The 15022-nt window shown below is 70.5% G+C and carries 14 protein-coding genes; 1 reads left to right on the forward strand and 13 read right to left on the reverse strand.

The genetic code is table 11. The features are described 5' to 3' along the window. Positions 1-716 precede the first annotated feature (716 nt). The 8 genes from AB0C12_RS43840 to ruvC form a co-directional block, all read right to left on the reverse strand. Complete coding sequence (locus AB0C12_RS43840) at positions 717-3149, reverse strand: bifunctional (p)ppGpp synthetase/guanosine-3',5'-bis(diphosphate) 3'-pyrophosphohydrolase (RefSeq protein ID WP_360557164.1); 2433 nt, start codon at positions 3147-3149, stop codon at positions 717-719. 160 nt (positions 3150-3309) lie between these two features. Further along, a complete protein-coding gene (locus AB0C12_RS43845; RefSeq protein ID WP_360557165.1) occupies positions 3310-3870 on the reverse strand; it encodes an adenine phosphoribosyltransferase in 561 nt (186 codons plus the stop codon). A 69-nt stretch (positions 3871-3939) separates the two neighbouring features. After that, entirely contained in the window at positions 3940-5118 is a 1179-nt protein-coding gene (gene secF / locus AB0C12_RS43850; protein WP_360557166.1) for a protein translocase subunit SecF, read from the reverse strand. Position 5119: 1 nt separating this feature from the next. Next, complete coding sequence (secD, locus tag AB0C12_RS43855; protein WP_360557167.1) at positions 5120-7024, reverse strand: protein translocase subunit SecD; 1905 nt, start codon at positions 7022-7024, stop codon at positions 5120-5122. Between the two features lie 222 nt (positions 7025-7246). Then, positions 7247-7651 carry a preprotein translocase subunit YajC gene (yajC, locus tag AB0C12_RS43860; RefSeq protein WP_360557168.1) on the reverse strand — a complete coding sequence of 135 codons (405 nt, stop codon included), beginning with the start codon at positions 7649-7651 and terminating at the stop codon, positions 7247-7249. A 142-nt stretch (positions 7652-7793) separates the two neighbouring features. After that, positions 7794-8861 carry a Holliday junction branch migration DNA helicase RuvB gene (gene ruvB / locus AB0C12_RS43865; protein WP_360557169.1) on the reverse strand — a complete coding sequence of 356 codons (1068 nt, stop codon included), beginning with the start codon at positions 8859-8861 and terminating at the stop codon, positions 7794-7796. Beyond that, a complete protein-coding gene (ruvA, locus tag AB0C12_RS43870) occupies positions 8858-9460 on the reverse strand; it encodes a Holliday junction branch migration protein RuvA (RefSeq protein WP_360557170.1) in 603 nt (200 codons plus the stop codon). The genes ruvB and ruvA overlap by 4 nt, the downstream gene beginning before the upstream one ends. Continuing rightward, complete coding sequence (gene ruvC, locus AB0C12_RS43875; protein WP_360557171.1) at positions 9457-9996, reverse strand: crossover junction endodeoxyribonuclease RuvC; 540 nt, start codon at positions 9994-9996, stop codon at positions 9457-9459. The genes ruvA and ruvC overlap by 4 nt, the downstream gene beginning before the upstream one ends. 281 nt (positions 9997-10277) lie before the next feature. Between ruvC and AB0C12_RS43880 the strand changes: the two genes are divergently transcribed. Beyond that, the gene (locus AB0C12_RS43880; protein ID WP_360557173.1) at positions 10278-10865 is read left to right on the forward strand and encodes a hypothetical protein; all 588 of its coding nucleotides are present in this window, start codon (positions 10278-10280) and stop codon (positions 10863-10865) included. An 18-nt stretch (positions 10866-10883) separates the two neighbouring features. Here the strand turns inward: AB0C12_RS43880 and AB0C12_RS43885 are convergent, their stop codons facing one another. The 5 genes from AB0C12_RS43885 to pdxS all read right to left on the reverse strand — a co-directional run bounded on the left by AB0C12_RS43885 (position 10884) and on the right by pdxS (position 14059). Then, positions 10884-11300: a PIN domain-containing protein gene (locus AB0C12_RS43885; RefSeq protein WP_360557174.1), complete on the reverse strand. Its 417-nt coding sequence runs from the start codon at positions 11298-11300 to the stop codon at positions 10884-10886. Further along, positions 11297-11551, reverse strand: a complete 255-nt coding sequence (locus AB0C12_RS43890; RefSeq protein ID WP_360557208.1) for a type II toxin-antitoxin system VapB family antitoxin — start codon at positions 11549-11551, stop codon at positions 11297-11299. Before AB0C12_RS43890 ends, AB0C12_RS43885 begins: the two co-directional genes overlap by 4 nt. A 38-nt stretch (positions 11552-11589) precedes the next feature. Continuing rightward, on the reverse strand, positions 11590-12342 hold the full coding sequence (locus AB0C12_RS43895) for a YebC/PmpR family DNA-binding transcriptional regulator (RefSeq protein WP_360557176.1): 753 nt from the start codon (positions 12340-12342) through the stop codon (positions 11590-11592). Positions 12343-12405: 63 nt separating this feature from the next. Continuing rightward, a complete protein-coding gene (gene pdxT / locus AB0C12_RS43900; protein ID WP_360557178.1) occupies positions 12406-13008 on the reverse strand; it encodes a pyridoxal 5'-phosphate synthase glutaminase subunit PdxT in 603 nt (200 codons plus the stop codon). 145 nt (positions 13009-13153) lie between these two features. Next, entirely contained in the window at positions 13154-14059 is a 906-nt protein-coding gene (pdxS, locus tag AB0C12_RS43905) for a pyridoxal 5'-phosphate synthase lyase subunit PdxS (protein WP_360557179.1), read from the reverse strand. Positions 14060-15022 lie beyond the last annotated feature (963 nt).

Here is a 15022-nt window from a genome sequence, read left to right on the forward strand (position 1 = left end):
CGGGCCAGCCCAGCGGGCCAGCCCAGCGGGCAGGGCCAGCCGGCCAAGCGGGCAGCGCCACGCCAGCGGGCAGGGCCATGCCGGCCAGCAAGCAGGCGGAGCCAGCGGCGGGGCCAGCGGGCCAGCCCAGCGGGCCAGCCCAGCGGGCAGGGCCAGCCGGCCAAGCGGGCAGCGCCACGCCAGCGGGCAGGGCCATGCCGGCCAGCAAGCAGCGCCACGCCAGCGGGCCAGCCCAGCGGGCGGGGCCAGCCGGCCAAGCGGGCAGCGCCACGCCAGCGGGCAGGGCCAGCCGGCCCAGCAAGCAGCGCCACGCCAGCGGGCCAGCCCAGCGGGCAGGCGTGGCCAGCCCAGCGGGCGAGCCGGCCCAGGGCCGGCGCGCAAGGCAGCAGCATGGTCCAGTCCAGCAACGCGGCCCGGCAGGCCCCACAACGCAGCGTATGGCCTGCGCCTGGACGCGGCACGGCCTACGGGCAGCGCAACGCAGCGGATGCCCCAGCGACGCGACCCGGCACGACCAAACGGCAGTGCGGCCACCGACCCGGCACGACCCGGTGATGGAACGCAGCGCCCGAGAGCGCAGGTTTCGCGGTGGTCGGGCAGGCAGCCGGAGGCCGTCACCGACGCCGCTGGCAGCAGCATTTGCCGCGCAGTCACTGCCTCGCGCCCCGCTCTCCTGCGGCGAAGGCGGGCCCGCGGTCGTTCGGCCGCGGGGCCTGTCAGGCGCCCGAGGTCACCCGGTAGGCGTCGAACACCCCGTCGACCTTGCGGACTGCTGCCACCAGGTGGCCCAGGTGCTTCGGGTCGGCCATTTCGAAGGTGAAGCGGCTCACCGCCACCCGGTCGCGGGTTGTGGTCACTGTCGCGGACAGGATGTTGACGCGTTCCTCGGACAGCACCCGGGTCACGTCGGCCAGGAGCTTGTGCCGGTCCAGCGCCTCCACCTGGATCGCTACCAGGAATGTCGACGCCGATGTCGGCTTCCAGCTCACCTCGACCACGCGTTCGCTCTGGTCGCGCAGGTCTTCCGCGTTGGCGCAGTCCTCGCGGTGGACGCTGACGCCGCCGGAGCGGGTCACGAAGCCGAACACCGCGTCGCCCGGGACCGGGGTGCAGCAGCGGGCCAGTTTCACCCAGACGTCGCTGACGTCCTTGACCACTACGCCGGGGTCCTGGGCGGTGCTGCGGTTGCGGGGCGGGCGGGTCGCGACGGCCGTTTCGGCGATGTCCTCGACTGCGCCTTCCTCGCCGCCGAAGCCGGCGACCAGCTTCTGCACGACCGACTGGGCGGAGACCGTGTTCTCGCCCACGGCCGCGTACAGGGAGGCGACGTCGGCCAGGTGCAGGTCGCGGGCGATGGTCGTCAGGTTGTCGCTCGTCAGCATGCGCTGCAGGGGCAGGCCCTGCTTGCGCATCGCCTTGACGATCGCCTCCTTGCCGTCCTCGATCGCTTCCTCGCGGCGTTCCTTGTTGAAGTACTGGCGGATCTTGGTGCGGGCGCGCGGGCTCTTGACGAAGCCGAGCCAGTCCTGGGTCGGGCCGGCCGTGGCGGACTTCGAGGTGAATATCTCGATGACGTCGCCGTTGGACAGTGTCGACTCCAGCGGCACGAGCTTGCCGTTCACCCGGGCGCCGATGGTCTTGTGGCCGACCTCGGTGTGCACCGCGTACGCGAAGTCCACCGGCGTCGAACCGGTCGGCAGCGGGATGACGTCGCCCTTGGGGGTGAAGACGTACACCTCCTGGCTGGACAGGTCGAAGCGCAGCGCGTCCAGGAACTCGCTCGGGTCGCTGGCCTCGCGCTGCCAGTCCAGCAGCTGGCGCAGCCACGTCATCTCGTCGATGTGCGCGGGCGGGCCGACGATCGTCGCGCCCTTCTGCTCCTTGTACTTCCAGTGCGCGGCGATGCCGAACTCCGCCGTACGGTGCATGGCGAAGGTCCGGATCTGCATCTCGACCGGCTTGCCGGTCGGGCCGATGACCGTCGTGTGCAACGACTGGTACATGTTGAACTTCGGCATCGCGATGTAGTCCTTGAACCGGCCCGGCACCGGCTGCCAGTTCGCGTGGATGACGCCCAGCGCGGCGTAGCAGTCGCGGACCGTGTCGACCAGGATGCGCACGCCGACCAGGTCGTAGATGTCGTTGAAGTCGCGGCCCCGGACGATCATCTTCTGGTAGATCGAGTACAGGTGCTTGGGCCGGCCGGTGGTCTCGGCCTTGATCTTGGCCGACTTCAGGTCGAGCTGCACCCGCTGGGTGACCTGGCGCAGCAGCGCCTCCCGCTGCGGCTGGTGCTCGCCGATCAGGCGGTTGATCTCCTCGAAACGCTTGGGGAACAGCGTGCCGAACGCGAGGTCCTCGAGCTCCCACTTGATCGTGTTCATACCGAGGCGGTGGGCCAGCGGTGCGAGGATCTCCAGCGTCTCCTTGGCCTTCTGCTCCTGCTTGGCGCGGGGCAGGAAGGTCAGGGTGCGCATGTTGTGCAGCCGGTCGGCCAGCTTGATCACCAGGACCCGCGGATCCTTGGCCATCGCGACGACCATCTTGCGGATCGTCTCCGCCTTGGCCGCGTCGCCGAGCTTGACCCGGTCGAGCTTGGTGACGCCGTCGACCAGCAGCGCGACCTCGCCACCGAAGTCGGCCCTCATCTGCTCCAGGCCGTAGTCGGTGTCCTCGATCGTGTCGTGCAGCAGGGCGGCGACCAGCGTCGTGGTGTCCATCCCGAGGTTGGCCAGGATGGTGGCGACCGCGAGCGGGTGGGTGATGTACGGGTCACCGGACTTGCGGTACTGCCCCGAGTGCCAGCGGGCGGCGACGTCGAAGGCCCGCTGCAGCGCGCGCCCGTCCGCCTTGGGGTGGCTGGCCCGGTGGGTCGCGATCAGTGGCTCGAGCACCTCGCTGACCTGGGTGCTCTGCCACGGCGCGTTGAAGCGCGCCAGCCGGGCCCGGACCCGTCGCCCGGTGGGCGCACTGGCCAGCCCGAAGCTGCTGCTCGGCTCGTCGGCCGGGGACAGCGGCTGGGTGGACTCGAGGTCGTGCGTCTCCCCGGTGACCGGGGCCTCGGACTTCGGGGCTTGCTCAGCCTCGGGCGCCTTCGCGCCGGTCGGCTGCACCGTGCCCTCCGTCGGAGGGGCGACGTCGCTGGACACCGGCCTCCTCACACCATCGCCGGGACCACCGGTCGTCCTCGACCGGTCCGGTCCACCACCATTGCTCACCTAGCTGAGAACGTCATCCTACCCGCCCCCACTTCCCGGATGGCCCGGCCCGATCCGCCGAAACCGTGCCACCACCGGGGGCAGATACGGATCAAACGGTCAGCAGAGCATGGACCGTACGCGGGGCCAGCCGCTTGCGGCCGTCGAGAAAGCCCAGCTCCATCAGCACGGTGAAGCCGGAGACCGTGCCGCCGGCCCGTTCGACCAGGTCCAGCGCGGCGCCGGCCGTCCCGCCGGTGGCCAGGACGTCGTCCACCACCAGCACTCGCTGACCGGCCACGAACGCGTCCTCGTGGACCTCGAGGGTCGCCTCGCCGTACTCCAGGGCGTACGAGGCGGAGTGGGTCTTGCGGGGCAGTTTGCCGGCTTTGCGCACCGGTACGACGCCCTTGCCGGTGGCGTAGGCGATGGCCGCGGCGACCACGAAGCCGCGTGCCTCCACGCCCGCCACCACGTCGAACGAGCCGGCCCCGTGGTACGCCACGATGCCGTCGATCACCTGGCGGAACACCGCCCCGTCGGCGAACAGCGGCATCAGGTCCTTGAAGACGATGCCGGGCTTGGGAAAGTCCGGTACGTCCAGCACCCGGCTCGCCACCAGCTCCGCAACCTCGGGACCGCTGTCTCCGCGTACCTCGTCAGTCTGGGTCACGCCGGACAGCCTAGACAGGCCGACGGCCCGCCACCGACGCGGTGGCGGGCCGTCCTTCGAACGTCGTGCTCAGCGGCGCTTCTGGCCGCCGCTGGGCCGGTTGCCCGCACCCCCGCCGCGCGGGTTGTTGCGCTTGGCGGCGGGCCGCACGCCGGGCCGCGGCGTGGAGGAGCCGGCCAGGGCCGGAACCTCCTCGGCCGGGGTCGCACCGGCCGGGCGATTGCGTTCGCCGCGGGCCACGTCGCCGGAGCGGGCCCCGGAACGGCGGGCCAGCACCCGGGCGGTGTGCGCCTTGATCCGCGGCTCCTGGTCCTTCAGGGCGGCCAGCGCCGGCGCCGCGAACATGATCGAGGACAGGACGCCGAGACCCATGCCGACGAACAGCACCAGGCCGAGGTCCTTCAGCGAGCCCGCGCCCAGCAGACCGGCCCCGATGAAGAGCAGACCGCCGACCGGCAGCAGCGCCACCAGACCGGTGTTGATGGAACGCATCAGGGTCTGGTTGACCGCGAGGTTGGTCGCCTCGCTGTACGTCTGGGTGCTGCCCGCGGTGATGCCGCGGGTGTTCTCCTGCACCTTGTCGAACACCACGACCACGTCGTAGAGCGAGAAGCCGAGGATCGTCAGGAAGCCGATCACCGTGGACGGCGTGACCTCGAAGCCGACCAGCGAATAGACGCCCGCCGTCAGCACGAGGTCGAGCAGCAGGGAGGCGACGGCCGCGACCGCCATCCGCCACTCGAACCGCACGATCAGATAGCCGAGCACCAGCACCAGGAAGATGCCCAGACCCAGCAGCGCCTGCCGGGTCACCTGGGTGCCCCAGGCCGCGGAGACCCGGTTGTCGCTGATGTCCCCGGCCGGCACCTTGAGGTCGGCCACCAGCGCGTTCTTGACGGCGGTCGACTCGTCCTGGGTCAGCGCCTCGGTCCGGACCGTGTAGGTCGCGTCGGGGCCGTTGCCGACCTTCTGCGCGGTGCCGATGTCGGCCGCCTCGGCCACGCCGGCGGTCTCGACCGCGCGGGCCACGGCGCTCTGCGCCTCGGGCTGGGTGCCCACGCTGGCCGGGATCACGAACTGGGTGCCGCCGGCGAACTCGATGCCGAGGTGGAAGCCCCGGATCAGGAAGCTGCCCAGCGCGACGAGCACCAGCGCACCGGCGATCGCGAACCACAGCTTGCGGCGACCGACGATGTTCAGGTTCGCCTCGCCACGGTAGAGGCGGTCGGCAAAACCCTTGCTGGCCATGTCAGGCCTCCTTGACGTCGGTCGGGGCGCGTTTGAGGGCACGGCCGAGGCCGCTGACCCGCGGCGACATGAACGCCTTGGTGTTGGCGAACATCGTCATGATCGGGTGCCGGAAGAGGAACACCACGACCAGGTCGAGGATCGTGGACAGGCCCAGCGCGAAGGCGAAACCCTTCACCGCGCCGATCGACACGATGTAGAGCACCACCGCGGCCATGATCGTGATGGTGTTCGCGGAGATGATGGTACGCCGCGCGCGGGCCCAGGCCCGGGGGACGGCGCTGCGCGCGCTGCGCCCCTCGTGGATCTCGTCCTTGAGTCTCTCGAAGTAGATGACGAACGAGTCCGCCGCCACACCGAGCGAGACGATGAACCCGGCTATGCCGGCCAGGGTGAGCGTGAAGCCCGTGGCCCGGCCCAGCACGACCAGCGCGCCGAAGGTGAGCAGACCCGACAGGATCAGGCTCAGGAAGATGACGGTGCCCAGCAGCCGGTAGTAGAAGAACGAGTAGATCGCGACCAGGCCCATACCGATGGCGGCGGCCAGCAGACCGGCTTCGAGCTGCTGCTTGCCCAGCGTCGCGGAGACCGACTGGGTGGCGGCCGGCTCGAAGGTGACCGGCAGCGCGCCGTACTTGATCTGGTCGGCGAGCTCCTTGGCCGAGGTGGCGTCGAACTGCCCGGTGATCTGCGACTGGCCGGTCAGCACGCCCTGGATCTCGGGGGCGGAGATGACCGTCTTGTCGAGCACCACGGCGACCAGGCAGTGCGTCGCGCCGGTGGACAGCGCCTGCGCGGCGGCCACGCAGGTGTCGTTGGCGGCCGGCTGGAACGCCTCGCGGGTGAGCGCGGTCCACTTGGCCTGACCCGGGCCGGTGAAGTCCAGGGAGACGACCCACTGGCCCTGCTGCTGGTCGAGCTGCGGGGTGGCGGTGTCGATGTCCGTACCGATGACCTTGGCGACGTCGAGGTACATCTTCGCGCCGCTCTGGCAGGCGACGACCTTCGAGTTGATCGCGTCGATCGCGCCGTTGGGCCGCTTGTCGAGCTGGTTCTCGCAGCCGATCGTCGGGACGTTGAACTGCATCTCCGGCGTCAGCGCGTTGACTTCCTGGGCGCTGAGCGTGCCGAACGCCTTGAACTGCACGCCGGCCGTCGGGTCGGTGGACAGGTCCACCGGGTCGGTCAGCTTCTCGGCCGCGGCCCACGCCTTGGCGCCGACCTTCTTCTCGATGGCCGCGCGCTGCGTCTTGATGTCGGCCGGGACCGGGGCCGGGGCCGCCGCCGAGGCGGAGGGCGCCGGCGCGGGGGCCGAGGCGGACGGAGCCGGGGCACTCGGGCTCGGTGCGCGCTCGCCGCCGCCCTGACCGCCGGTGGACGCCGACGGCGCCGCGCTGCCGGTGACCTTCGGGGCCGTGCCGGCGCTCGCGCTGGGCGCGGCCCCGCTCGGCCCGGCGCTCGGCGCGACACTCGGCGGGTTGGCCGCCACGGCGGCGTTGTCGCCGGTCGCCTTGAGCACCTTGCGGAAGCGCATCTGCGCGGCCTGGCCGACGTTCTTCAGCTGGTCGTCGGACTCGCCGGCGACGGAGACCACGATGTTGCGGTTGCCCTCGACGACGACCTCGGCCTCGGCCACGCCGAGCGCGTTGACCCGCTGGTCGATGATCTTGCGGGCTTCCTCCATGCTGGTCTGCGGCGGCGGCTGCCCGTTGGACTGCAGCGACGCGACGTAGGTCGCCTGGGTGCCGCCGATCAGGTCGAGGCCGAGCTTGGGCTCGAGCCGCTCGTGCCAGTCACCCTTGGCGCCCGCGCCGAAGAAGACGAGGGCATAGAGGATGACGAAGAGGAGACCGAGCACGGCGAGCTGCCGCCCGGGATGACTCTGTCCCTGTGGTGGTCGTGCCACGACTGTCGATCTCCTCGTGCTTTTCGGCCGCGGCGGGAGCGCGCGGCGCTGGGGATGAATCGGGGGGCAGGCGGACGCCGGACCGGTGGCCCGCCACGCAGGCGGGTTTCCGGCCGATTTGCCCGGCGCCGATTATTCACAACAACGAGCCGTCCGGCTGCCCCGCCTCACGGCCTGTCGTACTTTTCCGGTGCGGCCCGCGGTGGGAACGGGCCGCAGCCGTCAGTCCTTGGTCTTGCGGGTCTCGACGACCGGGCTCTCGATCGGCGTCGTCACGCCGGGCTCGGTGACCGGGTCGGCGGCGACGGGCTCGTCGTCCGGGACGACCTCGTCGACCGGCGTCTGCTTGACCACCTTGGCGATCGCCGGGCGGGCGAAACGGGCGTTCACCCCGGGCGAGATCTCCACGGTCACGACGTCGTCGGCCACGTCCACCACGGTCGCGTGCAGGCCGCCGATGGTCACGATCTCGTCGCCGGGACCGAGCGCGGACTGCATCTGCTGAGCCTCACGGCGCCGCTTCTGCTGCGGGCGGATCATCATGAAGTACATGACGCCGAAGAGCAGGACGATCAGAAGCAATGGCGTGAAACTGCCACCGCCCTGCGCTTGAGCTGCGATAGACACGAAGACGACCTTCCAGACTGGCCCAGGGGCCCGCGGCGCGGCGTGGGGCACACGACGGGGCGATATACACATCCCGTTCGAACGGCGGCGAGTCTAATCCCTCTACCTGGGAAGTAGATAAGCGGCACACGTCACGTTCACATTACGGAGAGCTTTCGGCGTCCCGGGCGAACAGGTCGGGTTGCTGCGGCAGCGTGCCCCGCCCCTCCGGCGGCCGCTTGCCGAGGTGCTGCCAGCCCGCGTCGGTGGCGACCCGGCCCCGCGGCGTACGCGCGAGCAACCCCGCACGCACCAGGAACGGCTCACACACCTCCTCCACGGTGTCGGACTGCTCCCCCACCGCCACGGCAAGGGTGGAGAGCCCGACCGGCCCACCCCGGAACGACTCGATCAACGCGCGCAGCACCGCCCGGTCGAGCCGGTCCAGTCCCAGTTGGTCCACGTCGTACACGGTCAGGGCGGCCTTGGCGGTCGCCTCGTCGACGATGCCGTCGCCGCGGACCTCGGCGTAGTCGCGGACCCGGCGCAGCAACCGGTTGGCGATGCGCGGGGTGCCGCGGGAGCGCCCGGCGATCTCGGCCGCGCCCTCCGGGGTGATCGGCACGCCGAGGATGCGCGCGGAGCGGTGCAGCAGCGCGTCGAGGTCGGCGGGCGAGTAGAAGTCCAGGTGGGCGACGAATCCGAAGCGGTCGCGCATCGGCCCGGAGAGCAGCCCGGCCCGGGTGGTGGCACCGACCAGCGTGAACGGTTCCACGTCGAGCGGGATGGCGGTGGCCCCGGGCCCCTTGCCCACGACCACGTCGACCCGGAAGTCCTCCATGGCGCTGTAGAGCAGCTCCTCGGCGGGCTTGGCGATGCGGTGGATCTCGTCGATGAACAGCACGTCACCCTCGGCGAGTCCGGTGAGGATGGCCGCGAGGTCGCCGGAGCGTTCGATGACCGGGCCGCTGGTGGTCCGGATGCCGGTGCCCAGCTCGGCGGCGACGATGTTGGCCAGGGTGGTCTTGCCCAGCCCGGGCGGCCCGCTGAGCAGGATGTGATCGGGCGGAGTGCCGCGGCCCATCGCGCCCTTGAGCAGCAGTTCGAGCTGGTCGCGGACGCGGTGCTGGGCGATGAAGTCGGCCAGCCGGCGGGGCCGGACGCTGGCCTCGGCGTCGAGCTCCTCGTCCTCGGCGAACGGCGAGACGACGTCGCCGGGATCGTCGGTCATCGGGTGCGGCCCAGCAAGCGGATCGCCTGGCGCAGCAGCACGGGCACGGCCGGCACCTCACCGTCGATCGACTCGGCGACCGCGGCGACGGCCTGGTCGGCCTGCTGCGCCGACCAGCCGAGCGCGATCACGCCCTGGCGCACCTGCTCCTGCCAGCCGCCGCTGAGCGAGCCGGCCACCCCGTCGGGCCCGGTGGACACCGCGCCGATGCGGTCGCGCAGCTCCAGGACCAGGCGTTCGGCGCCCTTCTTGCCGATCCCCGGCACCCGGGTCAGGGTGGCGATGTCCCCACTGGACACCGCGCGGCGGACGACCTCGGGCTGGTGCACGGCGAGCACCGCCTGGGCCAGCCGCGGGCCGACCCCGCTGGCCGTCTGGAGCAGTTCGAACAGGTGCTTCTCGTCGTCGTCGGCGAAGCCGTACAGGGTCAGCGAGTCCTCGCGCACGACCATGCTGGTCGACAGCCGGGCCTCGGCCCCGGCCTTGAGCCCGGCCAGGGTGGCGGGCGCGCACTGCACCTGCAGGCCGACACCGCCGACCTCGATCACGGCACTGTCGGTGGCGATCGCGGCCACCACGCCACGCACGCTGGCGATCATCGTCGGGGTCCTCCCCTGCGAGCGGAGGCGGCGGCCACGGCCGCGGCCTGGATGCGGGCGCGGGTGCCACCGCGCCAGATATGACAGATCGCGAGGGCCAGGGCGTCGGCGGCGTCGGCCGGGCGCGGCGGGGCGTCCAGCCCGAGCAGCCGGGTGACCATGCTGGTGACCTGGGCCTTGCCGGCGGTGCCGGAGCCGGTGACGGCCGCCTTGACCTCGCTGGGCGTGTAGGTCTGCACGGGCAGCCCGGCCCGCGACCCGGCCAGGATGGCGACGGCGCTGGCCTGGGCGGTCCCCATCACGGTACGGACGTTGTGCTGGCTGAAGACCCGCTCGACGGCGACACTGTCGGGCTTGTACTCGGCGACCAGCTCCCCGAGCGACTTGTCCAGGTGCAGCAGCCGCAGCGCGATGTCCTCGTCGGGCTCGGAGTAGACGACGTAGTAGCCGATGAGCTTGCCCGGCCGGCCGGGCACACCCTCGACCACGCCGACGCCGCACCGGGTCAACCCCGGGTCGATGCCGAGCACCCGCACCAGAACTCCCCTCGGACGTGTGTTCGACACCCTATGGGATGGGCCGGGGCCGGCCGCGAGCGACACACACATCTCGATCAAGATCAAAATCAAGGACATGTCGTGCCTGGTTGCATGGCGCCGACCGTCGCTCCCGCCGAGGTCGGGCGAGGGCGGCCAATCGCCTGGCGGCTCATGGGCGGCCACCCTCGCCCTGCCGTCTGATTGCCTGGCCGAGGTGGTCTTGGTGGTCGTCTTGCGCCGGCCCGGCGGTGCGCCGACCATGGGGTCGGGAGGTCACCATGGCTTACCTGATCCCGCCGATGGAGGACGAGACTCCGCCGGACTTCATCGCCTTCGTGGCCGCGCGACGCGACCTGCTGCTGGACGAGGCGGCCCGGCTGATCGGCGGCGACCGCTCGGCGCCGGAGCTGTGCATGCAGGTGCTGACCGACCTGGCCGGCCGGTGGCGCTGGCTGACCTGGATCAGCCGCCTCACCCACCGCGACGCCGCGGCGCAACACCTGGACCGCCGCCTGACGGCCCGGACGAAGCAGTGGCGCGAGGACCAGATCTACCCGGTCGAGGTGAACGTCCTCCGAGAGAACGCCCTGCCGGAAAGAACTCTGGAACCGGTCGGCGCGCCGGCGGCGACCGCGCTGTATCAACGCCCGCCGACCCCACCGGACGAGTCACTGGCCCAGCAACTGGCCTACTTCCTCCCGTCAACGGTCCGCGCCGGCTCAGAGGTGGTGGCGGACGCAGAGATCGCCTGGGTGCACGCCTACCGCCGCTACCTGTGGCACCGCTACCTCCGCCTGGGCGGCGGCATGATCCTGCTGATCGGCGGCATGGTCCAGTTCATGAGCCAGTTCTCCGCCACCACCTGAGCACCCGCGAAGGAGTCGCTACCACGCCGCTTCGGGGCCGAGACTGATGCGGCGTTGGCGAAGCTGTGGCACGAACCGCTCGACTGTCTCGTAGTCGGCGTCCTCGTGCAGCACGGTCAGCTTCAATTTGATCGCCGTGGCTGCCACGACGAGGTCCGCCACGGAGAGTCCTCGGTGCGCACTACGCGGTGCGAGCTCGTGGCGGATGGCGGCAGAGAGGTCCCATACGCCATCCGGGATCGTGACCGGGACGTAAGTGTCGGTCAGGGAGGTCTCGGTTTCGGCGTATTCCTTCGTGTCCGCGATTTGTAGCGTCTCGGCGAGCACCGGCTCACAGAGGGAGAGCAAGCCGCGCTGCACCAGCTCGTGCCAGACCGGGTCCACCTGCCGTCGGATGATGCGCGTCAATGCACTTGAGTCGACGAGGTATCTCATTCTTCGGCAGCGTCCAGCTGGCTGTAGTCGAAGAGACCTTCGTCGTGCATCCGCTGGAGGCGTTCCATCGCCGCGCGGCGTTTTCCGCGTTCCTCCAGGACCAGGCGCCGGAGCGCCTCGTTGATCGCCGCATTCAGCGACGGCGCGGAGATCTGCCGTTGCGCTTCGGCGAGAAGCTCGGCGTCGATCTCTTCCTCGGTGATGGGGCTGGTCGCCAGGTCGGTCAAAGCGCCCTCCTGTGGATCGGTCACTTCCAACCCCCTCACCGTACTAGTCGCGTGAACAGTTGTCACGCGTCAATGGCGGCCATCACTTCGTCGCTCACGTCGAGGTTCGCGTAGATGTTCTGGACGTCGTCGCAGTCCTCGAGGACGTCGATGAGTTTGAAGCACTTGCGGGCCGCTTCCTCGTCCACCGGGACCGTCATGGTCGGGACCAGGGAGGATTCCGCCGAGTCGTACTCGATGCCGGCTTCCTGCAGGGCCGTGCGGACCGCCACCAGGTCGGTCGGCTCGCTGACCACCTCGAACGCCTCGCCCAGGTCGTTGATCTCCTCGGCGCCCGCGTCCAGGACCGCCAGCATGAGGTCGTCCTCGGACAGGCCGGCCTTCGGGACGATGATCACGCCCTTGCGGTTGAACAGGTACGACACGCTGCCGGCGTCGGCGAAGGTGCCGCCGTTGCGGGTCAGGGCCGTACGGACCTCGGTCGCCGCGCGGTTGCGGTTGTCGGTCAGGCACTCGATCAGCAGCGCCACGCCGTTGGGGCCGTAGCCCTCGTACATGATGGTCTGCCAGTCGGCGCCGCCGGCCTCCAGGCCGGAGCCGCGCTTGACGGCGTTGTCGATGTTGTTGTTCGGGACCGAGCTCTTCTTGGCCTTCTGGATGGCGTCGTAGAGCGTCGGGTTGCCGGCCGGGTCACCACCGCCCGTGCGGGCCGCGACCTCGATGTTCTTGATCAGCTTGGCGAACATCTTGCCGCGCTTGGCGTCGATGACAGCTTTCTTGTGCTTCGTCGTCGCCCATTTGGAGTGGCCGGACATACAAAACCTCCGTGTTAACCGTGCGTCTTCGGCCTGCCCTTCCAACCGCCCCGCCGCCGCCCCTTACCGGGCTGAGGACTGACGAACGATCTCGACGAAGTACCGGTGGACGCGGAGGTCGCCGGTGAGCTCCGGGTGGAAAGCCGTGGCGAGCAGGTTGCCCTGCCGAACGGCGACAATCCTACCGGCGGCCGGCCCGGACGTGACGCGGCCCAGCACGCTGACTTGTTCGCCGACCTCCTCGACCCAGGGAGCGCGGATGAAAACCGCGTGGAAGTCGTCACCGGGAATGTCGTCGATGGCCACGTCGGCCTCGAACGAGTCGACCTGCCGCCCGAACGCGTTGCGCCGCACGGTCATGTCGATCCCGGCGAACGACTCCTGATCGGGCCGCCCGTCCAGCACGGTCGTGGCCAGCATGATCATGCCGGCGCAGGAGCCGTAGACGGGCATCCCGCCGGCGATGCGCTTGCGGATCGGCTCGAGCAGCCCGAACGTGATGGCCAGGTTGCTCATGGTGGTGGACTCACCGCCAGGGATCACCAGGGCGTCGACGGCTTCGAGTTCCTCGGGCCGGCGGACGGGCCGGGCCAGGACGTCGCTCTCGGCCAGGGCGGACAGGTGCTCCCGTACGTCGCCCTGGAGGGCGAGCACTCCGATGTTCATGCGCTCCTCTTCTTTTCACCACTCACGCAGAAGGAAGGGCGCAGGGTCCTGTTCTGGAGCGACAGCTCCTCGGGGCCCTGCGCCCGGCCTCGGCGGGAGCGACGGTCAGCACCATGCAACCAGGCACGACACCTGCTTTTATGCTCTACCAACCACGCTCGGCGAGCCGGTGCGGCTGCGGGATCTCGTCGACGTTGATGCCGACCATGGCCTCACCCAGCCCGCGGGAAACCTTGGCGATCACATCGGGGTCGTCGTGGAAAGTGACGGCCTTGACGATCGCGGCGGCGCGCTGGGCGGGATTGCCGGACTTGAAGATGCCGGAGCCGACAAAAACGCCCTCGGCGCCGAGCTGCATCATCATCGCCGCGTCGGCCGGGGTGGCGATGCCGCCCGCGGTGAACATGACAACCGGCAGCTTGCCGGCCGCGGCGACCTCCTTGACCAGGTCGTACGGCGCCTGCAACTCCTTGGCCGCGACGAACAGCTCATCCTCGGCCAGCGACGTCAACCGGCGGATCTCGCCGCGAATGGTGCGCATGTGCGTAGTGGCGTTCGAGACGTCGCCGGTGCCGGCCTCACCCTTGGAGCGGATCATGGCCGCACCCTCGGTGATCCGCCGCAACGCCTCACCGAGATTGGTGGCGCCGCAGACGAAAGGCACGGTGAACGCCCACTTGTCGATGTGGTTGGCGTAGTCGGCGGGCGTCAGCACCTCGGACTCGTCGACATAGTCGACGCCGAGCGACTGCAGCACCTGCGCCTCGACGAAATGCCCGATCCGCGCCTTGGCCATGACCGGAATGGAGACGGCGTTGATGATCCCGTCGATCATGTCAGGATCACTCATCCGCGAAACGCCACCCTGGGCCCGGATGTCCGCCGGCACCCGCTCCAGCGCCATGACCGCGACAGCACCGGCATCCTCAGCGATCTTGGCCTGCTCCGGCGTGACCACATCCATGATCACACCACCCTTGAGCATCTCGGCCATCCCCCGCTTCACGCGAGCGGTACCGGTGAGGGACGTGGGGCTCTCAGAGCTGGACACAGCGAAGACTCCTTCGGTTTGATCTCCGCTGAATTTTAGGACGGCCGGGGGGTGCCACCGATGGCCAATCGACCCCAAGGTGGCCTGCTCCGGGCTCTTCCCTTCATCAAGATCAAGATCATGTCGTGGCTGGGTGGGGGGTGCTGACCGTCGCTCCCGCCGAGGTCGGTCGCTTCGCTCCCTGCCTTGTGCGGGATCACTCGCCCTTGCCCGCACTGCGGGCAGACCCCGGCTACGCCTTTTGGCTTGTCTGCGCTTCGGGCAGGTCGGGGTGCGGTGCTTCGCGGTGCGATTCGGCTGGGCCGGCCGTCAGGGCAGTAGAGCACGGGAGGCTCGGCGGGTGGCTGCCCTGGGCGGCGGAGCAGCGGAGCAGCCGAGCGCGAAGCAGCCGAGCGCGAAGCAGCCGAGCGCGAAGCAGCCGAGCGCGAAGCAGCCGAGCGCGAAGCGGCGGAGCAGCCGCGCGGCGGGGCGACCGGCCGCCCGGGTGGTGTCGCAGTCCGGCTGGCAGGGTGTCGCGGCGCAGCTGACAGGACGGCCTGACTGGCGAGGCGGCCTGACTGACGAGGGAGCCAGCCAGCGAGGTGGCCGGGCTGACGGAGTTGCCCAGCCGATCAGGCCCGGCTAACAGGTCGGCGGAGCAACTGGGTGGCGGAGCTGCCTGCTGGCAGGACGGCTGAGCTGGCGCGGTGGCGGGCCAGCGGGGGTGGCGAGGGCCGGCGGACCGGCGGGGTGACAGAACGGCAGGGTGGCGGGCCGGCGGGCCGGCGGGCCGGCGGACCGGCAGGGTTGGCGGACCGGCAGACCGGCGGAGCTGGCCGACCGACAGACCGGCGGAGCTGGCCGACCGACAGACCGGCGGAGCTGGCCGACCGACAGACCGGCGGAGCTGGCCGACCGGCAGACCGGCGGAGCTGGCCGACCGACAGACCGGCGGAGCTGGCCGACCGGCAGACCGGCGGTACG

It is taken from the genome of Actinoplanes sp. NPDC048967, assembly GCF_040649415.1.
GTDB lineage: Bacteria > Actinomycetota > Actinomycetes > Mycobacteriales > Micromonosporaceae > Actinoplanes.